Below are 18,517 nucleotides of genomic sequence, written 5' to 3' on the forward strand. Positions count from 1 at the left end.
GGCGGGAAATATTTCGTTCGTCTGGCAGACGCCGCTTGCGGTGTCGGCTACACAGATCCGACAGCTGCTGGCCAGCGGCAAGTCGGTGAGGTTCCTGGTGCCGGACGCCGTACTGGCCTACATCGAGGCGCACGAACTGTATCGTGCACCTAACTGACGGCGCCTCTGGCGCCTCATCCAACGAGTTGAACGAGTTTTATATGACCAAGCAGAAAATTTACGGCGAAGAACTGGTCGCAGTGACCAAGGCCGCGCTGGAAGACGTCAAGGCCCAGGACATCCAGGTCATCGACGTGCGCGAGAAGCACAGCCTGACCGATTACATGATCATTGCTACCGGTACCTCCAACCGCCAGATCAACGCGATGGCCGAGAAGGTTCGCGAAGCTGTCAAGGCCAAAGGCGCCCAGCCACTGGGTGAAGAAGGCAAGGGCGACAGCGATTGGGTACTGCTGGACCTGAACGATGTGATCGTGCACATGATGACTGCCGCTGCTCGCCAGTTCTACGACCTGGAGCGTCTGTGGCAGGGTGCCGAGCAAAGCCGTGCCGCCGATGGCAAGCACCACAACCCGGAGCATGCCCACGAGTACTCCGACAAGCTCAAAGACCGCGAATAAGGAAAGCGCTGTGCGTCTGCGCCTGATCGCGGTCGGCTCGCGCATGCCGAAGTGGGTCGAGGAAGGCTGGCATGAATATGCCAAGCGCCTGCCTGCCGAGCTGTCGCTGGAGCTGGTGGAAATCCCGCTGAACACCCGAGGCAAGAATGCCGACGTCGCCCGCCTGATCCGTCAGGAGGGCGAAGCCATGCTGAGCAAGGTTCAGCCTGGGGAACGCATTGTCACCCTCGAGGTCCATGGCAAGCCCTGGAGCACCGAGCAGCTGGCGACCGAGCTGGATCGCTGGCGCCTGGATGCGCGCACGGTGAATTTGATGGTGGGCGGCCCGGAAGGCCTGGCGCCTGAGGTTTGCGCGCGCGCCGAGCAACGCTGGTCGCTGTCGCCGCTGACCTTGCCGCACCCGTTGGTAAGGATACTCATCGGCGAGCAGATCTACCGCGCCTGGACCGTGTTGTCCGGGCACCCTTACCACAAATGAGCCTGTAAGCAGTCCGATGTCGCAGCCGATCCGTCTCAAGGACCACGAGAAAGACGCCCGCCTGGTGCGCAACCGCGTCGTGGTCGGCGCAGTGGCGGTCATGCTGCTTATATGCGTGCTGATTGCCCGGCTGTACTACCTGCAGATCATCCAGTACGACTACCACTCGACGCTGTCGGAGAACAACCGGGTGCATGTGCAGCCGATTCCGCCGACCCGTGGGCTGATCTTTGACCGCAACGGCGTCATTGTGGCCGACAACCGGCCCAGCTTCAGCCTGTCCATGACCCGCGAACGCGCAGGTAACTGGCAGGAAGTGCTGGACAACATCGTCGAAGTGCTGGAGCTGACGGCCGACGACCGTGCCTTGTTCGAGAAGCGCATGCGCCAGGGTCGCCGGCCGTTCGAGCCTGTGCCGATACTGTTCGAGCTCAGCGAAGAACAGATCGCCCGCGTGGCGGTCAACCAGTTCCGCCTGCCGGGCGTGGAAGTGGTGGCCCAGCTGGTGCGGCACTATCCGCAGGGCGCGCATTTCGCGCACTCGGTGGGTTATGTGGGGCGGATCAACGAGAAAGAGCTGAAAACCCTCGACCCGGTGAACTACAGCGGCACCCACCATATCGGCAAGACCGGCATCGAGCGCTTCTACGAACCCGATCTGCACGGCCAGGTAGGCTACGAAGAAGTCGAGACCAACGCCCGTGGCCGCGTGCTTCGGGTGCTCAAGCGTACTGACCCGAAGCCGGGCAAAGACATTGTGCTGAGCCTGGACATCAAGTTGCAGGAGGCCGCCGAAGCTGCCCTCGGTGGCCGCCGTGGCGCAATCGTAGCGCTGGATCCGCGTACCGGCGAGGTGCTGGCGATGGTCAGCCAGCCGAGCTTCGACCCCAACCTGTTCGTCACCGGTATCAGCTTCAAGGCCTATGCCGAGCTGCGCGACTCGATCGACCGGCCGCTGTTCAACCGCGTACTGCGTGGCTTGTATCCGCCGGGCTCGACCATCAAGCCGGCGGTGGCCATTGCCGGCCTGGACAGTGGTGTGGTCAATGCTGGCAGCCGAGTGTTCGACCCGGGTTACTACCAGTTGCCCAACTACGACCACAAGTACCGTAACTGGAACCGTTCCGGTGATGGCTGGGTCGACCTGGACACCGCAATCATGCGTTCCAACGACACCTATTTCTACGATCTTGCGCACAAGATGGGCATCGATCGGCTGTCCACCTACATGAACAAGTTCGGCATCGGCCAGCGGGTTTCCCTCGACATGTTCGAAGAATCCGCCGGGTTGATGCCATCGCGCGAATGGAAGCGGGCCACCCGCCGCCAGGCCTGGTTCCCCGGCGAAACCCTGATTCTCGGCATCGGCCAGGGCTACATGCAGGCAACGCCGCTGCAGCTGGCCCAGGCCACTGCGCTGATTGCCAACAAGGGCGTATGGAACCGCCCGCACCTGGCCAAGACCATCGAAGGCCAGCCGCCGGTGGACGACAACCCCATGGACAACATCGTGCTGCGTGACAAGTCCGACTGGGCCAAGGTCACCCATGGCATGGAGCAGGTGATGCACAATGCCCGTGGTACCGCGCGCAAGGCTGCGGCCGGCGCGCAGTACCGCATTGCCGGCAAGAGCGGCACCGCCCAGGTGGTGGCGATCAAGCAGGGCGAGAAGTACGACCGCAACAAGCTCCAGGAGCGCCATCGTGACCACGCCCTGTTCGTTGCTTTCGCCCCGGCCGAAGCCCCGAAGATCGTGGTCTCGGTGATGGTCGAGAACGGTGAGTCCGGCTCTGGTGTGGCCGCGCCCGTGGTACGCCAGATCATGGACGCCTGGTTGCTCGACGAAAATGGCCGGCTCAAGCCCGAGTTCGCGCCTGCCACCGTTACCCAGGAATCGGCCTTGTGATGAACAATTTCGATCGCATGCTCTCCAGTGAGGATGTGATGCGTCGGCGCGCCAGCTTTCTGCAGCGCATCCATATCGACGGCCCCTTGCTGGTCATTCTGCTGACCCTCGCGGCCGGCAGCCTGTTCGTGCTGTATTCGGCCAGTGGCAAGAACTGGGACTTGCTGCTCAAGCAGGCCACCTCGTTCGGCATCGGCCTGGTGTCGATGTTCGTGATCGCCCAGCTGGAGCCGCGTTTCATGGCCCGCTGGGTGCCACTGGCCTACCTGGCCGGGGTGTTGTTGCTGGTGGTGGTGGACGTGATGGGCCACAACGCCATGGGTGCCACGCGCTGGATCAACATACCCGGGGTGATCCGCTTCCAGCCCTCGGAATTCATGAAGATCATCATGCCGGCGACCATCGCCTGGTATCTGTCCAAGCGCACCTTGCCGCCGCATCTGAAGCACGTGGCGATCAGCCTGGTGCTGATCGGCGTGCCCTTCATCCTCATCGTACGCCAGCCCGACCTGGGCACGGCGCTGCTGATTCTCGCCTCCGGCGCCTTCGTGCTGTTCATGGGTGGTCTACGCTGGCGCTGGATCCTCAGCGTGCTGGCAGCTGCGGTACCGGTGGCGGTGGCGATGTGGTTCTTCGTCATGCACGACTACCAGAAACAGCGGGTGCTGACCTTCCTCGACCCGGAAAGCGATCCCTTGGGGACTGGCTGGAACATCATCCAGTCCAAGGCCGCGATTGGCTCCGGCGGAGTGTTTGGCAAGGGCTGGCTGCTCGGCACCCAGTCGCACCTGGACTTCCTGCCGGAAAGCCACACCGACTTCATCATCGCCGTGCTCGGCGAGGAATTCGGCCTGGTCGGGATCTGCCTGCTGCTGATCGTCTACCTGCTGCTGATCGGTCGCGGCCTGGTGATCACCGCGCAGGCGCAGACCCTGTTCGGCAAGCTGCTGGCGGGCAGCTTGACCATGACCTTTTTTGTATACGTGTTCGTCAATATCGGAATGGTCAGCGGCCTTCTGCCCGTGGTGGGCGTGCCGCTTCCCTTCATCAGCTATGGCGGAACTTCGTTGGTGACGCTGCTGTCAGCGTTTGGCGTTTTGATGTCGATCCATACGCACCGCAAATGGATCGCGCAGGTTTGAATAAGGTGAAGAATTTCATGCAAGCAGTGCGTAACTGGGCTGCCCGTTGTGCGCCATGGTTTGGCGCGGTGGGCCTGTTCGGCGCTGTACAGCTGGCCCATGCCGGTGATTACGAACGCTCGCCCCAGGTGGCCGAGTTCGTTGGCGAAATGAGCCGCGACCATGGTTTTGCCCCAGAGCAGCTGATGGGCGTGTTCCGTGAAGTGCAGCGCAAGCAGTCGATCCTCGACGCCATTTCGCGCCCGGCCGAACGGGTCAAGCCGTGGAAGGACTACCGGCCGATGTTCCTCACCGATGCGCGCATTGCCCGCGGGGTGGACTTCTGGCGCCAGCATGAAGCCGTGCTGGCGCGTGCCGAGCAGGAATACGGCGTGCCGGCGCAGTACATCGTCGCGATCATTGGCGTGGAAACCTTCTTTGGTCGCAATACCGGTAACTACCGGGTGATCGATGCCTTGTCGACCTTGGGCTTCGACTACCCGCCACGGGCCGAATTCTTCCGCAAGGAGCTGCGCGAGTTCCTGCTGCTGGCCCGTGAGGAGCAGCTCGACCCATTGACGCTCAAAGGCTCCTACGCCGGCGCCATGGGCCTGCCGCAGTTCATGCCCAGCAGCTTTCGCAATTACGCGGTGGACTTCGACGGCGACGGCCACATCAATATCTGGAACAACCCGGACGACGCCATCGGCAGCGTGGCCAGTTACTTCAAGCGCCACGGCTGGGTAGCCGGCGAAGGTGTGGTCAGCCGCGCCTGGGTGGACGGCGAGCGCGCCGACCAAGGCCTGACCACCGGCATCGAGCCGGTCAAGACGGTAGGGGAGTTGCGCGGCCTTGGCTGGTCGGTTCATGATTCGCTGCGCGATGATCTGCCGGTTACCGCCTTCCGTCTCGAGGGCGACAATGGGCCCGAGTACTGGATGGGCCTGAAAAACTTCTACGCGATCACTCGCTACAACCGCAGCGTGATGTATGCCATGGCGGTGCATCAGCTTGCCGAACAGCTGGTCCAAGCACGGGGCGTCAAGTAATGCGCGCAATCATCTCTGCCAATTCCTTCAAGCTGCTCACCTGCCTCGCCGTTGGCGTGGTGCTGGCCAGCTGCTCTTCCAATCGTCCGGCCCAGCAAAGCAGTGGCAACGTCGTGCGCACCCAGCCAGGCCTGGATATCAACCGCGCGCACAAGGACGGCGCGCCGTGGTGGGACGTGGACGTCAACAAGATTCCCGACGCCACGCCAACTGTGCACACTGGCAACTACAAGGCCAACCCGTACACGGTGCTGGGCAAGACCTACTACCCGATGCAGGAGTCGCGCAACTACCGCGCCGAAGGCACCGCGTCGTGGTACGGCACCAAGTTCCACGGCCAGAACACCGCCAATGGTGAGCTGTATGACCTGTATGGCATGAGTGCGGCGCACAAGACCCTGCCGCTGCCGGCCTATGTGCGGGTGACCAACCTGGCCAACGGCCGCAGCGTGGTGCTGCGGGTGAATGACCGTGGCCCGTTCTATTCCGACCGCATCATCGACTTGTCTTACGCTGCGGCGAAAAAGCTCGGTTACGCCGAAATCGGCACCGCACACGTGCGCGTCGAGGGCATCGACCCGCAGCAATGGTGGGCCCAGCGTGGCCAGACGCCACCGATGGTGCTCAAGGAGCCGCAAGTGGCGCAGACCCAGGCGCTGCCTGCCAGCACCGGGCGCGTCGAGCAATGGACCCCGCCACCGCAGCAGCACGCGGCGCCAGTGGTGCCGGTGCAGGTCGGCGGCAACAATGTGCCGGGCGGCAATGCCGGAAGCTTCCTGCAGGTCGGCGCCTTCGCCAACCCGGATGCTGCCGAGCTGCTGCGCTCCAAGCTCAGTACCATGGTCAGCGCCCCGGTGTTCATCAGTTCCATTGTGCGTAACCAGCAGACCCTGCACCGCGTGCGCCTGGGGCCGATCGGCAGCCAGGGCGAGATCCAGCAGGCGCAGGACAGCATTCGCCTGGCGAACCTTGGGCAGGCCAAGCTGGTCACAGCTGACTGACAGTGGGAGCGGGCGAGCCCGCGAAGCAGGCGATGCGGTGGATGGCACCGGCTGCGCCGGTGTTCGCGGGTGAACCCGCTCCCACAGGGTTTCACATGCCCCTGTGGAAGCCGGTTTACCCGCGAAGAAGACAACACCAAACTGTCGGTTTTGTCATGAATTGCCGGGCGCGGCCATGTACAATGACCGCTTTTGCCCGCAGCGACATAAAGCCGCACCTTGATGTACCACGGCGGCGGGCCAGGCCTACGGCCATAAAACTAGACTGACTGGCGCTGGGCACATGATCTTGCCTAGGGAACATCAGACCATTAGCGATTTTCGAGAGACGGATGAACATCACCAACCTTGCCAAACGACTTTGCCTGCCTGTACTGCTGATGATCACGCCTGCCGCCTTCGCGGCGGAGCAGATGACGCCGGCGCCACCGCAACTGGCAGCCAAGTCCTACGTACTCATGGACGCGTCCAGCGGCAACGTGCTGGTCGAGAACAACGGTGACGAGCGTCTGCCGCCAGCCAGCCTGACCAAGCTGATGACCGCCTACATCGCCACCCTGGACATCCGCCGCGGCCAAATCGGTGAAAACGACCCGGTAACCGTCAGCGAAAACGCCTGGCGTACCGGCGGTTCGCGCATGTTCATCAAGGTCGGTAGCCAGGTCACTGTCAGCGACCTGCTGCACGGCATCATCATCCAGTCCGGCAACGACGCCTCGGTGGCCCTGTCCGAGCACATCGCCGGCAGCGAAGATGCCTTCGCCGACATGATGAACAAAACGGCTGCCGACCTGGGCATGAGCAACAGCCACTTCATGAACCCGACCGGCCTGCCGAACCCGGAGCACTACTCGTCGGCCCATGATATGGCGACCCTGGCCCGTGCGATCATCAACGTCGACCCGGCCCACTACGCCATCTACTCGCAGAAAGAGTTCTTCTGGAACAACATCAAGCAGCCTAACCGCAACCTGCTGCTGTGGCGCGACAAGACCGTGGATGGCCTGAAAACCGGCCACACCGACGAAGCCGGCTACTGCATGGTGGCTTCGGCCGTTCGTGACGGCCAGCGCCTGATCGCCGTGGTGTTCGGTACCAACAGCGAGCAGTCGCGTGCTGCCGAGACCCAGAAGCTGCTGACCTACGGCTTCCGCTTCTTCGAAACCCAGACCTTCTACCAGAAGGGTACCGAGCTGACCCAGGCACCGGTCTGGAAGGGCGCGACCGGCATTGTCAAGGCCGGCCTGGCCGAAGACCTGACCATGACCATGCCTAAAGGCCAATTGAAGCGCCTGCAGGCTTCGATGACCATGAACCCGCAGCTCACCGCGCCTATCGCCAAAGGTGACGTGATCGGCAAAGTGGAAGTCAAACTGGACGAGCAAGTGGTTCACAGCGCCGACCTGATCGCCCTCGATGGCGTCGAGGAAGGTGGTTTCTTCCGCCGTATGTGGGATAGCATCCGTCTATTCTTCTACGGGTTGTTCAACTGATACGTGACCTGCATGCCCCCGCGCGTTTCGCGGGGGCGTTGTTGTTGCCACGGCTTACGAGGCCGTTTCCGCCATGAGCGAACCAGACGTAAAGTCGCACAAGATCGAATTCCCCTGCGCCGATTACCCGATCAAGGTCATCGGCGATACCGTGGTCAATTTCAAGGACACGGTGATCGAGATTCTCAGGAAGTACGCCGAAGTCGACATGACCACGTTGGCCGAGCGTCAGAGCAAGGAAGGCAAGTACACCACGGTGCAGCTGCACATCGTTGCCACCAGCGAGGACCAGCTGCACGATATCAATAGCGCTTTGCGCGCTACCGGCATCGTGAAAATGGTGCTCTGATGTCCGCCTGCCTCGGTTTTCGCGAGCTTGGCCTGCAGCCCTACGAACCGGTGCTGGAAGCCATGCGTCGCTTCACCGAGCAGCGCACTCCGGACAGCCAGGATGAAGTCTGGCTGGTCGAGCACCCCGCAGTCTTCACCCAGGGCCAGGCTGGCAAGGCCGAGCACCTGCTGGTGCCGGGCGATATCCCGGTGGTGCAGACCGACCGCGGCGGCCAGGTGACCTACCATGGCCCCGGGCAGTTGGTAGCCTACCTGCTGCTGGATGTGCGCCGGCTGGGCTATGGGGTGCGCGAGCTGGTCAGCCGTATCGAGCTCACGCTCATCGACCTGCTCGGCAGTTACGCGGTCCAGGCCGCGGCCAAGCCCGATGCTCCGGGCGTCTATGTCGATGGAGCGAAAATCGCCTCCCTCGGCCTGCGAATTCGCAACGGCCGTTCGTTTCACGGCCTTGCCCTGAACGTGGACATGGACCTCGCGCCATTCCGCCGAATCAACCCCTGCGGCTATGCGGGGCTGGCCATGACCCAGCTGCGCGACCTGGCAGGTCCGATCGAACTCGACGAGGTCAGGACAAGGCTGCGCGGACAGCTGGTCAAGCACCTCGACTACGCTGAGCAGACGACCCTCACGGGCGGAATCGACTGAATATGACAACTGTGCAAGAAGCCGTGCCGAACCTGATACCCACCCAGGATGCTACCCCGCGCCCTGCGCCGAAGAAGGTGGAAGCTGGGGTAAAACTGCGTGGCGCCGACAAGGTCGCGCGCATCCCGGTAAAAATCATCCCAACCGACGAGCTGCCGAAAAAGCCCGACTGGATTCGCGTGCGCATCCCGGTTTCGCCCGAGGTAGACCGCATCAAGCAGCTGCTGCGCAAGCACAAGCTGCACAGCGTCTGCGAAGAAGCCTCCTGCCCGAACCTGGGCGAGTGCTTCTCGGGTGGTACCGCCACCTTCATGATCATGGGTGACATCTGCACCCGTCGTTGCCCGTTCTGTGACGTTGGCCACGGCCGACCGAAACCACTGGACGTCGACGAGCCGATGAACCTGGCGGTAGCGATTGCCGACCTGCGCCTGAAGTACGTGGTGATCACCTCGGTGGACCGCGACGATCTGCGTGACGGCGGTGCCCAGCACTTTGCCGACTGCATTCGTGAAATCCGCAAGCTGTCGCCTGGCGTGCAGCTGGAAACCCTGGTGCCGGACTACCGCGGCCGCATGGACGTTGCCCTGGAAATCACTGCGCAAGAGCCGCCGGATGTGTTCAACCACAACCTCGAGACCGTACCGCGTCTGTACAAGGCCGCGCGTCCGGGTTCGGACTACGACTGGTCGCTGGACCTGCTGCAGAAGTTCAAGCAGATGGTGCCGCACGTACCGACCAAATCGGGCCTGATGCTCGGCCTGGGCGAAACCGACGAAGAAGTGATCGAAGTGATGCACCGCATGCGCGAGCATGACATCGACATGCTCACCCTCGGCCAGTACCTGCAGCCGTCGCGCAGCCACTTGCCGGTGCAGCGTTTTGTGCACCCGGACACCTTCGCCTGGTTCGCCGAAGAAGGTTACAAGATGGGCTTCAAGAACGTCGCTTCCGGCCCGTTGGTGCGTTCTTCGTACCACGCCGACCAGCAGGCGCACGAGGCCAAGATCAAGCTCTGAGCCGGGCTTGATGCCAAAATGCCGATGTTTGCCGAAAGGGCAACATCGGCATTTTTGTTTGTGGGCTGCAAGCCATAAGCTACACGCGACAAGATGTCTGGAGCTGCATGATGAATTGTGTCGATAGCGTTCACGCACCATTGCCCAGGGCCATCCACAAGGATGCCTGCTTTGCGGTCATCGCGCCGGCGGGGCCGGCGCGCCTGGATACTCAGAAGGCCGGCGAGTGGTTTGCCGACCGTGGTTACCGCTGCCGTATCTACCCGGGGGCGAGCCAGGCCCAGGGCTACCTGGCGGGCAGCGACCAGCAGCGGCTGCAAGACTTGCACGACGCCTTCGCCGACCCTGCCATCGACGCCATCCTGTGCATGCGCGGCGGCTACGGCAGCATGCGGCTGCTGGACAAAATCGATTATGAGTTGATCCGTCGTCACCCCAAGCCGCTGATCGGTTACAGCGACATCACTGCGCTGCAGATGGCTATCTACCGGCGCACCGGGCTTGTCAGCTTTCATGGCGGGATGCTCAACGCCGATCTGCTGGGGGGTAAGTTGCAGCCGACCGAGGCTTCGTTGCTGGCGCAACTGGGTGGGCATCTAAGGGCAGGTGATCAGGTGGTGCATCCGCCCGCCTTCCCCTTGAGCAGCGTGTTGCCGGGCGCGGCCAGTGGGCCGCTGCTGGGGGGAAACCTGTCGATGCTGGGGGCGACCATGGGGACGGTTGCCGAGCTGGACACGCAGGGCTGCATACTGTTTATCGAGGACGTCAACGAGCCGCTGTACCGGGTGGACCGCCTGCTGACCCAGATGCGTCTGGCGGGCAAGCTGGACGGGTTGAGAGGGGTGCTGGTGGGGGATTTTGCCGGGATCACCACGGCGGCGCTGACGCCTTTGCTGGAGGATACTTTCGGGACACTGGGTGTACCGGTGCTGGCGGGGTGGCGCAGTGGGCATTGTGACCCGAATGTGTGCTTGCCGATGGGGGCCCGGGTGAGGCTGGACAGTGGTCAGCAAAGCTTGGTGTTGGAGCAGGACCTGTTCAGGGCCTGAGATTGTCGGGGCTGCGTTGCAGCCCATCGCCGGCAAGCCAGCTCCCACAGGTCCTGTGCTGCCTGTCAGGCCTATGATATCCCTGTGGGGGCTGGCTTGCCGGCGATGGGGCGCAGAGCGCCCCCGGCAATCTCACTGGCTACGCAGGCTCTCAAGCAGCTTATGGGTCGGATACCCGTCCGCCGGCCACCCCAACCCTTGCTGGGCGTTACGAATGGCCTTGCGGGTATTCGCCCCGATAATGCCATCTGCATTCCCCGCCTCATGCCCGCTGCTGTTCAGCAAGTTCTGCAGTTCCATGCGTTCGCTGCGGCTGAGCGGCAGGTCTTCTTTTGGCCAGCTGCCGGCAATGAACCCCCAGCCGCTGAAGCGATCCCCCAACAGGCTTACCGCCAGCGCATAAGATGACGAGTTGTTGTACTTGAGGATGGCGCGGAAGTTGTCCAGCACCAGGAATGCCGGGCCACGTGCGCCCGCAGGCAGCAGCAGGGCGGCAGACAGCTGGTTGCTGTTTGCCGGCAGTTGGGTGCCTGCAGGCAGTTTCACACCCATCGCCAGCCACTCGCTTACCGGCTTGCGCAACGCGCCATCGGCCTGCCAGAAGTCGAAACCAGCCGGCACCTGTACCTCGAAGCCCCACGGCTGGCCTTGTTTCCAGCCCGAGCTCTGCAGGTAGTGCGCGGTAGAGGCCAGGGCATCTGGTGTGCTGTTCCAGATGTCGCGGCGGCCATCGCCGTCGAAGTCGACGGCATGGGTGTTGTAGGTGGTCGGAATGAACTGGGTCTGGCCCATGGCACCGGCCCACGAGCCACGCATGGCCTCTGGCTGAATGTCGCCGTGCTGGATGATCTGCAGGGCGGCAATCAGCTGGTCCTGGGCGAACTGCGGCCGACGGCCCTCATAGGCCAGGGTGGCCAGCGAGCGGATCACCGACTTGCTGCCCTGGAACTGGCCGAAATTGCTCTCCATGCCCCACACCGACACCAGCACCTGGCGGTCGACGCCATAGCGCTGCTCGAGGCGCGTCAGCAACTCGGCGTTCTGCTCCAGCAGCTTCTTGCCGTTGCGCACGCGCAGGGGCGACAGGGCGCCTTCCAGGTATTCCCATACCGGGCGGCTGAACTCAGGCTGGCTGCGGTCGGCCTTGATCACGTCCATGTCGGGCGTGACGCCGAGGAAGGCGCGGTCGAATGTGCTGGGTGAAATGCCGGCCTGCAGGGCCTGCTGGCGGAAGCCTGCCTGCCATTGGGCGAAGGTTTGCAGCGGCTGGATTTCAGTACTGGCGTCTGGCGTTGCGCCGGGCACGGTTACCACTGGCGCGGGTTGCGCAGGAGCCAGCGGCAGTGCGTCTGCTGCGGTGGGTTTTTCCGCGCAGGCAACGAGCAGAATGAAGCTGGAGGCCGCGATCAGCTGGCGGGTTTCCCAACGGGGGAGAAGACGGAAGAGCATGCACAGATCCAGAATTGCAGGTCAGGTGTCGACCATACCATGCCTGCGCTTGCGATGCTTTCATGCCGCCAAAAAGTAGGAAGCCTCCCAATCTCTCGATTGGAAGGCTTCGCGGCGGTAGCTGCCTTTGCCCTTGTCCGGTTGTTCCTGGCGGCAGCGGAACAGTGGCTGGGCGATGATCGACTTGGCCTTGTTAGGGCCGTGTTTTTTCGGCTTTTTGCTCATGGCGGGTTCCCGTGGTGGGTGGGTTTCGGGGCGCACTTTAGGCTTCGGGGCGGGGTGGGGCCAATTGATTGTGTATATGGGTGGGGTGGTGGCACTGCCACGTAATACTGTGGGAGCGGGCGAGCCCGCGAACACCGGCGAAGCCGGTGCCATCCACCGCGCCGCCTGATTCGCGGGCATGCCCGCTCCCACAGAGGAGGGGTGTTATTCAGGAGGAAGCGCCAGGCGCTGACCAGCCATCAGCAATGACAGCCGCGAAAGCCCGGTCCAGGGCGAGCCTTCGGCCTGCCCCTTGATCTGCGCATCGATACGCTGGGCGTCCTGCAGCAGCTGTGCCCAGCGCTGTGCGGACAGGCGTTGCAGGGCTTTGCTGACCAGCGGTCGACGTTTGTCCCAGACGGGCGGGCGGGCCTGGCTGAAAGCCTTGTCCAGCGGCACGCCTTGGCTGAATTGCTGGGCCAGGCCGGCCAGCTGGCGCAGTTCCCGGGCCAGGGCCCAGAGAATCACCGGCGGCTCCACGCCCTCACCGCGCAAGCCTTCGAGCATGCGCAGGGCATGCGCGGCTTCGCCATTGAGAATGGCGTCGACCAGGCCGAAGACATCGAAGCGGGCGCTGTCGGCGACGGCGGCCTGCACGGTTTCGACGGTGATCTGGTTGCCGTCTGCAAGCAGTTTGAGCTTTTCGATTTCCTGCGCCGCAGCCAGCAGGTTGCCTTCGACGCGTGCGGCGATCAGGTCGACGGCGTCACGCTGTGCCGTCAGGCCGGCCTGCTGCAGGCGCTGGTTGATCCACTGCGGCAGCTGCTGGGCATCCACCGGCCAGATCTGGATGAACTGGCAATGGGCGCCTTCAATCAGGGCCTTGCCCCATTTGGTCTTCTGCGCGCTGCCGTCGAGTTTGGGCAGGCTGACGAGCAGCAGCGTGTCCTCGGCGGGCTTGGCGCAGTATTCCATCAGGGCCGCCGCGCCCTTGTCACCGGGCTTGCCCGAGGGCAGGCGCAGTTCCAGCAGGCGGCGCTGGGCGAACAGGGACAGGCTGGCCCCGGCCTGGAGCAGCGTGCCCCAGTCGAAGTTGGCGTCGGCACTGAACACCTGGCGTTCGTCGAAGCCTTGCCGACGCGCGGCGTTGCGGATGGCGTCGGCGGCTTCCTGGCACAGCAGCGGGTCATCGCCGCTGACCACGTAGACCGGTGCCAGGGCGCCTTGCAGGTGCTTGTTGAGTTGGGCGGGGGCGAGCTTCATGGGAAAAAGGCAGGGCACCCTGGGGTGCCCCGCGCGGGCTTAGTTGCCCGGCAGTTCCAGTGGTGACTGCTGAGGCGTTTCGGCCTGCTGGCGGCGAGCAGCCTCCAGCGCGGCGGCCTCGGCCTGCGCACGTTCATCGGCCTTGCGCTGCAGTTCGTCCAGCTGCGAAGGGGTCAGCTGCTGCAGGCGGACAACCATGGCGTTGACCAGGTCGCGGCGCATTTCCTCGCGGGCGCGCTTGGCTTCCTGTTCGGAGCCGGTGATGTTCGAGCCGTCACGTACGTAGACCTTGCGCACTTCCAGCTTGTCGCTCATCAGTTCCAGGTTGTTCAGGCCCTGGATGCTGTAGTTGAGGGCTGTGGTCAGTTCGTATTCGGCGGTGCGGTTACCGCTGTTGTAGCTTGCCGAACGCTCGCGCTCCTGCTCGTCGGTCAGCACCAGGCGGTAGGGCGCGCCGGTGTGCACATTGACGCCACTACGTTGCAGCACCTGGCGCAGCTGGGTCACGGTATCCCCGTAGGCATTGCGCGCGCTGACGTCCATTTCCTTGATGCTCAGCTCGTTGGTACCGGTACCGCGCAGCTGGAAACCGCAGGCGCTGAGCATGATGGCCAGGCCCATCACCAGCAGATTGCGTTTGATCATGTTGTTGCTCCCTTGTGGGCCGATACCGCCCACCCGCATCGACTGCAGGTGGGCGTTGCCATCAGTTGGCGACGATGTTGACCAGTTTGCCCGGCACGACGATGACCTTGCGGATGGTCAGGCCATCGATGAAGCGCAGGACATTCTCGTTGCTGCGGGCGGCGGCTTCGATTTCTTCGCGGCTGGCGGCAGCAGGCATTTCGACCTGGCCACGCAGCTTGCCGTTGACCTGTACCACGAGGGTGACGGTGTCCTGTACCAGGGCGCCTTCGTCGACCGCAGGCCAGGTGGCATCGATGACAGCTTGCTGATGGCCCAACGCATTCCACAGCTCGTGGGAAATGTGCGGGGTGATCGGCGCCAGCAGCAGGGTCACGGCCTCCAGGCCTTCGTGCAGCAGGGCACGGTCCTGCTCGGTGGCTTGCGGGGCCTTTTCCAGCACGTTCATCACGGTCATCACCTGGGCGATGGCGGTGTTGAACTTGTGGTACTGACCCACATCGGTGCTGGCCTGCTTGATCGCCGCGTGGATGGCACGGCGGATGACCTTCTGCTCGTCGCTCAGGCTGGCGAGGTCCAGTTTGCCCGGCAGGCCCTGGTTGACGTGGGCCTGGGCCAGGCGCCAGACGCGACGCAGGAAGCGGCTTGCGCCTTCGACGCCGGAGTCGGACCATTCCAGGCTCATGTCGGGCGGCGAAGCGAACATCATGAACAGGCGGCAGGTGTCGGCACCGTAAGCCTCGATCATCGACTGCGGGTCGACGCCGTTGTTCTTCGACTTGGACATCTTCTCGGTGCCGCCGATTTCCACCGGCAGGCCGTCGGTCTTCAGCCGTGCGCCGATGATCTTGGCCTTGGCATCGCGTTCGAGTTCGACGTCGGCCGGGTTGAACCAGTCCTTGCCGCCGTTGCTGGCGACGCGGTAGTAGGTTTCGGCGACGACCATGCCCTGGGTCAGCAGGTTCTTGAACGGCTCGTTGGACGTGACCAGGCCTTCGTCGCGCATCAGCTTGTGGAAGAAGCGCGCGTACAGCAGGTGTAGGATCGCGTGTTCGATGCCGCCGATGTACTGGTCGACAGGCAGCCAGTGGTTGGCGGCTTTCGGGTCTACCAGGCCTTTGTCGTAGTTTGGCGAAGCGTAGCGGGCGAAGTACCAGGACGACTCGACGAAGGTGTCCATGGTGTCGGTTTCGCGCTTGGCCGCGGTGCCACATTTCGGGCAGCTGCATTCGTAGAATTCAGGCATGCGCGCCAGTGGCGAACCGGCGCCGTCCGGCACCACGTTTTCTGGCAGGGTAACCGGCAGCTGGTCTTCCGGCACCGGTACGTCGCCGCAGGACGGGCAGTGGATGATCGGGATCGGGCAGCCCCAGTAGCGCTGGCGGCTGATGCCCCAGTCGCGCAGGCGGAACTGGGTGCGCGACTTGCCCAGTTGCTTGCGGATGAGCGCGGCTTCGATGGCGTCGAAGGCGCCAGCGAAGTCCAGGCCGTCGAATTCGGCGGAGTTGATAAGCTGGCCGTGCTCGCCATAGGCGACCTGCCATTCGCTGCCCACTTCATCGCCAGCACTGGTGCGTACCACTGCCTTGACCGGCAGGTTGTACTTGTGGGCGAACTCGAAGTCGCGCTCGTCGTGGGCGGGTACCGCCATGACGGCGCCGTCACCGTAGTGCATCAGCACGTAGTTGGCGACCCACACCGGCAGCTTCTCGCCGGTCAACGGGTGCTCGACCAGCAGGGAAGTGGCCATGCCCTTCTTCTCCTGGGTGGCCATGTCGGCTTCGGCGACGCTGCCGCTCTTGCACTCGTCGATGAACGCCTGCAACGCCGGGTTGCCCTGCGCGGCCTGGGTGGCCAGCGGGTGTTCGGCGGCGACGGCGACGTAGGTGGCGCCCATCAGCGTGTCGGGACGGGTAGTGAAGACCTTGAGGGTGCCTTCGTGGCCGATGCTGGCCTGGTCGAACGGGAACTGCACTTCCATGCCGCGCGACTTGCCGATCCAGTTGCGCTGCATGGTCTTGACCTGCTCAGGCCAGCCCGGCAGCTCGTCGAGGCTTTCCAGCAGCTCGTCGGCGTAGTCGGTGATGCGGAAGTAGTACATCGGGATTTCGCGCTTCTCGATCAGCGCGCCCGAACGCCAGCCACGGCCGTCGATGACCTGTTCGTTGGCCAGTACGGTCTGGTCCGCCGGGTCCCAGTTCACGGTACCGTTCTTGCGGTAGATGATGCCTTTCTCGAACAGGCGGGTGAACAGCCACTGCTCCCAACGGTAGTAGTCGGGCTTGCAGGTGGTCACTTCACGTGCCCAGTCGATGGCCAGGCCCAGGCTCTGCAGCTGGGTCTTCATGTAGTCGATGTTTTCGTAGGTCCACTTGGCCGGGGCGACGTTGTTTTTCATCGCCGCGTTTTCCGCGGGCATGCCGAAAGCGTCCCAGCCCATCGGCTGCAGGACGTTCTTGCCCAGCATGCGCTGGTAGCGGGCAATCACGTCACCGATGGTGTAGTTGCGCACGTGGCCCATGTGTAGCTTGCCGCTCGGATACGGGAACATCGATAGGCAATAGTAGGTGTCTTTGCCTGGCTGTTCGGTAACAGCGAACGATTGTTGCTCGTCCCAGAAGTTCTGGGCGGCGGCTTCGATATCACGGGGCGTGTATTGTTCGTGCATGGCTACTTTTGGCTGAGAGAGAAGAGACCTTGTTCCAGGCAGCGGAACCTCGCTGCGTCCGGCACTCCGGTGTCGTTTAGAGTGAACGCCGTAGCATACAGCAGCGCTGCGCATCGTGGGAAACCTTCGTTGCGAATGCCCGCTGGTCGCGGCACATCGCCGGTTTTTGCAGCGACGCTAAGCTCAGGTGTGGGGGAGATATTCTTATCTTCAATGAGGTGAACGGATGGGAGAGACGCAGCTGACCGCAAGCAGACCGGAGCTTTACGAACGCCTGATCGACCGGCTTGGCCTGGCACTGGAAGTGGCCAGGACCTCGGTGCGATTGCGCGACGAGAAGCCAGCCGAACTGGAGCTGAGTGGCCTGAGCCACGCGGAGTTCGAAGTGATCAAGGCGTATCTGGATTCCCTTCCTGAGCGCCACGATGGCCCTGTCGGCAGTTACCCACAAGCGGAGCCGGCATCGGCAAAGATCATCTGGCTAAAGGACAAAAAACGCACCGCCAGCACGGCGAAATCCAGGACGCTGCCACATCGTTAGCCGTTCAGGTCGCCAGGCGCAGGCCATCGCGCCGGTTGTTCATCACTACACATCTTATGATCGGCACCGGCCACACCCTTGTTGACCGGTGTCGATCCTTCTAGGCTGCACGCCTGCCAAGGAGGTGTAGCCGATGCCAATCCGATTCTTCATCAAACAATGGTTGATGCCGCCGGGCATCCTGTTCCTGCTGCTGCTTGCGGCCTGGTGGCTGCGCGCGCGGCGGCCCCGGCTGGCGGCGCTGTGCTTTACCGTGGGGCTGGGCGGGCTGTGGCTGATGAGCCTGCCACTGGTGGTGCAGGAAACCGCTCGCAGGCTGGAAGCCGAGCCGCCGCTGCCGGTGGCTGACTGGGCGGGCCTGGCGAGCCGGGCGGATGCAATTGTGGTGCTGGGCGCGGGCCGTGAGCGCGGCGACCCGGCCTGGGGCGGCAGCGACCAGCCCACGGCCACCGCCCTGGAGCGCATGCGCTTTGCCGCGCAGCTGGCCAAGGCCTCGGGCTTGCCTGTGCTGACCAGTGGCGGGTTGCACTATGGCACCCCGCCGAGCGAGGCACGGCTGATGGCTGACCGGTTGCAGGCTGACTTCGGCGTGGCGGTGAAGTGGCAGGAAGAGGGTAGCCGCACTACTTGGGAAAACGCCCGGCTGACGGCGCAGGTACTGCAGCCGTTGGGCATTCGCCGGGTGGTGGTGGTGACCCAGGCCTGGCACATGCAGCGCTCGCGCTGGAGCTTCGAGCAGGCGGGGTTCGAGGTGGTACCGGCGCCGGTGGGTTTCCTTGGACGCGATCATGCCCGGCCGTTCGCCGGCTTGCTGCCCGAGAGCCGGGCGATGTGGCAGAGCGGGCAGTTGTTCAATGAAGTGGTGGGGCTGGTGGGGTACCGGTTGTTCTATTGAGCCTTGTGTTGCCTGTACCGGCCTCTTCGCGGGTGAACCCGCTCCCACAGAGACCGCACAAACCCATGGCCTGCGGTGTACCTGTGGGAGCGGGTTCACCCGCGAAGAGGCCGGTACAGG

General features: G+C 63.5%; 19 protein-coding genes. 14 read left to right on the top strand and 5 right to left on the bottom strand.

What is annotated here, in order from left to right; all coding sequences use genetic code 11:
- The 12 genes from HP547_RS14810 to HP547_RS14865 all read left to right on the top strand — a co-directional run.
- A partial coding sequence (locus HP547_RS14810; protein ID WP_372242896.1) for a nicotinate-nicotinamide nucleotide adenylyltransferase occupies window positions 1-157 on the top strand: 157 nt, incomplete at its 5' end.
- 43 nt (window positions 158-200) lie between these two features.
- Window positions 201-620: a ribosome silencing factor gene (gene rsfS, locus HP547_RS14815; RefSeq protein WP_172223824.1), complete on the top strand. Its 420-nt coding sequence runs from the start codon at window positions 201-203 to the stop codon at window positions 618-620.
- Window positions 621-630: 10 nt separating this feature from the next.
- The gene (gene rlmH, locus HP547_RS14820) at window positions 631-1,098 is read left to right on the top strand and encodes a 23S rRNA (pseudouridine(1915)-N(3))-methyltransferase RlmH (RefSeq protein ID WP_003249722.1); all 468 of its coding nucleotides are present in this window, start codon (window positions 631-633) and stop codon (window positions 1,096-1,098) included.
- Window positions 1,099-1,114: 16 nt separating this feature from the next.
- Window positions 1,115-3,004 (top strand): penicillin-binding protein 2, encoded by a 1,890-nt coding sequence (gene mrdA / locus HP547_RS14825; RefSeq protein WP_172223828.1) that lies wholly within the window; start codon window positions 1,115-1,117, stop codon window positions 3,002-3,004.
- 38 nt (window positions 3,005-3,042) lie between these two features.
- On the top strand, window positions 3,043-4,146 hold the full coding sequence (rodA, locus tag HP547_RS14830; protein ID WP_056796665.1) for a rod shape-determining protein RodA: 1,104 nt from the start codon (window positions 3,043-3,045) through the stop codon (window positions 4,144-4,146).
- A gap of 17 nt (window positions 4,147-4,163) precedes the next feature.
- Window positions 4,164-5,174 (top strand): lytic murein transglycosylase B, encoded by a 1,011-nt coding sequence (gene mltB / locus HP547_RS14835; protein ID WP_172223832.1) that lies wholly within the window; start codon window positions 4,164-4,166, stop codon window positions 5,172-5,174.
- Window positions 5,174-6,175, top strand: a complete 1,002-nt coding sequence (locus HP547_RS14840; RefSeq protein ID WP_172286688.1) for a septal ring lytic transglycosylase RlpA family protein — start codon at window positions 5,174-5,176, stop codon at window positions 6,173-6,175. The genes mltB and HP547_RS14840 overlap by 1 nt, the downstream gene beginning before the upstream one ends.
- A gap of 332 nt (window positions 6,176-6,507) precedes the next feature.
- The gene (locus HP547_RS14845; protein ID WP_172223839.1) at window positions 6,508-7,668 is read left to right on the top strand and encodes a D-alanyl-D-alanine carboxypeptidase family protein; all 1,161 of its coding nucleotides are present in this window, start codon (window positions 6,508-6,510) and stop codon (window positions 7,666-7,668) included.
- Between the two features lie 73 nt (window positions 7,669-7,741).
- Window positions 7,742-8,017 carry a DUF493 domain-containing protein gene (locus HP547_RS14850; protein ID WP_172286689.1) on the top strand — a complete coding sequence of 92 codons (276 nt, stop codon included), beginning with the start codon at window positions 7,742-7,744 and terminating at the stop codon, window positions 8,015-8,017.
- Window positions 8,017-8,664 (top strand): lipoyl(octanoyl) transferase LipB, encoded by a 648-nt coding sequence (gene lipB / locus HP547_RS14855; protein WP_172223847.1) that lies wholly within the window; start codon window positions 8,017-8,019, stop codon window positions 8,662-8,664. The genes HP547_RS14850 and lipB overlap by 1 nt, the downstream gene beginning before the upstream one ends.
- A 2-nt stretch (window positions 8,665-8,666) precedes the next feature.
- Complete coding sequence (gene lipA / locus HP547_RS14860; protein WP_256676344.1) at window positions 8,667-9,683, top strand: lipoyl synthase; 1,017 nt, start codon at window positions 8,667-8,669, stop codon at window positions 9,681-9,683.
- Between the two features lie 110 nt (window positions 9,684-9,793).
- On the top strand, window positions 9,794-10,732 hold the full coding sequence (locus tag HP547_RS14865) for an LD-carboxypeptidase (RefSeq protein ID WP_172223851.1): 939 nt from the start codon (window positions 9,794-9,796) through the stop codon (window positions 10,730-10,732).
- A 132-nt stretch (window positions 10,733-10,864) separates the two neighbouring features.
- Here HP547_RS14865 and HP547_RS14870 read toward each other — a convergent pair whose 3' ends face one another.
- From HP547_RS14870 to leuS, 5 genes are all read right to left on the bottom strand, one after another.
- On the bottom strand, window positions 10,865-12,181 hold the full coding sequence (locus HP547_RS14870) for a lytic murein transglycosylase (protein ID WP_172223854.1): 1,317 nt from the start codon (window positions 12,179-12,181) through the stop codon (window positions 10,865-10,867).
- Between the two features lie 60 nt (window positions 12,182-12,241).
- The gene (arfA, locus tag HP547_RS14875) at window positions 12,242-12,406 is read right to left on the bottom strand and encodes an alternative ribosome rescue factor ArfA (RefSeq protein ID WP_012274368.1); all 165 of its coding nucleotides are present in this window, start codon (window positions 12,404-12,406) and stop codon (window positions 12,242-12,244) included.
- 204 nt (window positions 12,407-12,610) lie between these two features.
- A complete protein-coding gene (gene holA, locus HP547_RS14880) occupies window positions 12,611-13,648 on the bottom strand; it encodes a DNA polymerase III subunit delta (protein ID WP_172286690.1) in 1,038 nt (345 codons plus the stop codon).
- 39 nt (window positions 13,649-13,687) lie between these two features.
- On the bottom strand, window positions 13,688-14,293 hold the full coding sequence (lptE, locus tag HP547_RS14885; protein WP_172286691.1) for an LPS assembly lipoprotein LptE: 606 nt from the start codon (window positions 14,291-14,293) through the stop codon (window positions 13,688-13,690).
- Between the two features lie 61 nt (window positions 14,294-14,354).
- Entirely contained in the window at window positions 14,355-16,961 is a 2,607-nt protein-coding gene (gene leuS / locus HP547_RS14890; protein ID WP_172223867.1) for a leucine--tRNA ligase, read from the bottom strand.
- Window positions 16,962-17,187: 226 nt separating this feature from the next.
- On the opposite strand from leuS, the gene HP547_RS14895 reads away from it, so the two are divergent.
- Window positions 17,188-17,502 (top strand): hypothetical protein, encoded by a 315-nt coding sequence (locus HP547_RS14895; RefSeq protein ID WP_172223871.1) that lies wholly within the window; start codon window positions 17,188-17,190, stop codon window positions 17,500-17,502.
- 133 nt (window positions 17,503-17,635) lie between these two features.
- Window positions 17,636-18,397 carry a YdcF family protein gene (locus HP547_RS14900; RefSeq protein WP_172223876.1) on the top strand — a complete coding sequence of 254 codons (762 nt, stop codon included), beginning with the start codon at window positions 17,636-17,638 and terminating at the stop codon, window positions 18,395-18,397.
- Window positions 18,398-18,517 lie beyond the last annotated feature (120 nt).

It is taken from the genome of Pseudomonas sp. CM27 (genome assembly GCF_013179515.1).
Lineage (GTDB): Bacteria > Pseudomonadota > Gammaproteobacteria > Pseudomonadales > Pseudomonadaceae > Aquipseudomonas.

Bases quoted from the DNA above. Each gene is read 5' to 3' on its own strand.
- rsfS (WP_172223824.1), top strand. From the start codon at position 201: ATGACCAAGCAGAAAATTTACGGCGAAGAACTGGTCGCAGTGACCAAG.
- mrdA (WP_172223828.1), top strand. From the start codon at position 1,115: ATGTCGCAGCCGATCCGTCTCAAGGACCACGAGAAAGACGCCCGCCTG.
- rodA (WP_056796665.1), top strand. From the start codon at position 3,043: ATGCGTCGGCGCGCCAGCTTTCTGCAGCGCATCCATATCGACGGCCCC.
- mltB (WP_172223832.1), top strand. From the start codon at position 4,164: ATGCAAGCAGTGCGTAACTGGGCTGCCCGTTGTGCGCCATGGTTTGGC.
- HP547_RS14840 (WP_172286688.1), top strand. From the start codon at position 5,174: ATGCGCGCAATCATCTCTGCCAATTCCTTCAAGCTGCTCACCTGCCTC.
- HP547_RS14845 (WP_172223839.1), top strand. From the start codon at position 6,508: ATGAACATCACCAACCTTGCCAAACGACTTTGCCTGCCTGTACTGCTG.
- HP547_RS14850 (WP_172286689.1), top strand. From the start codon at position 7,742: ATGAGCGAACCAGACGTAAAGTCGCACAAGATCGAATTCCCCTGCGCC.
- lipB (WP_172223847.1), top strand. From the start codon at position 8,017: ATGTCCGCCTGCCTCGGTTTTCGCGAGCTTGGCCTGCAGCCCTACGAA.
- lipA (WP_256676344.1), top strand. From the start codon at position 8,667: ATGACAACTGTGCAAGAAGCCGTGCCGAACCTGATACCCACCCAGGAT.
- HP547_RS14865 (WP_172223851.1), top strand. From the start codon at position 9,794: ATGAATTGTGTCGATAGCGTTCACGCACCATTGCCCAGGGCCATCCAC.
- HP547_RS14870 (WP_172223854.1), bottom strand. From the start codon at position 12,181: ATGCTCTTCCGTCTTCTCCCCCGTTGGGAAACCCGCCAGCTGATCGCG.
- arfA (WP_012274368.1), bottom strand. From the start codon at position 12,406: ATGAGCAAAAAGCCGAAAAAACACGGCCCTAACAAGGCCAAGTCGATC.
- holA (WP_172286690.1), bottom strand. From the start codon at position 13,648: ATGAAGCTCGCCCCCGCCCAACTCAACAAGCACCTGCAAGGCGCCCTG.
- lptE (WP_172286691.1), bottom strand. From the start codon at position 14,293: ATGATCAAACGCAATCTGCTGGTGATGGGCCTGGCCATCATGCTCAGC.
- leuS (WP_172223867.1), bottom strand. From the start codon at position 16,961: ATGCACGAACAATACACGCCCCGTGATATCGAAGCCGCCGCCCAGAAC.
- HP547_RS14895 (WP_172223871.1), top strand. From the start codon at position 17,188: ATGGGAGAGACGCAGCTGACCGCAAGCAGACCGGAGCTTTACGAACGC.
- HP547_RS14900 (WP_172223876.1), top strand. From the start codon at position 17,636: ATGCCAATCCGATTCTTCATCAAACAATGGTTGATGCCGCCGGGCATC.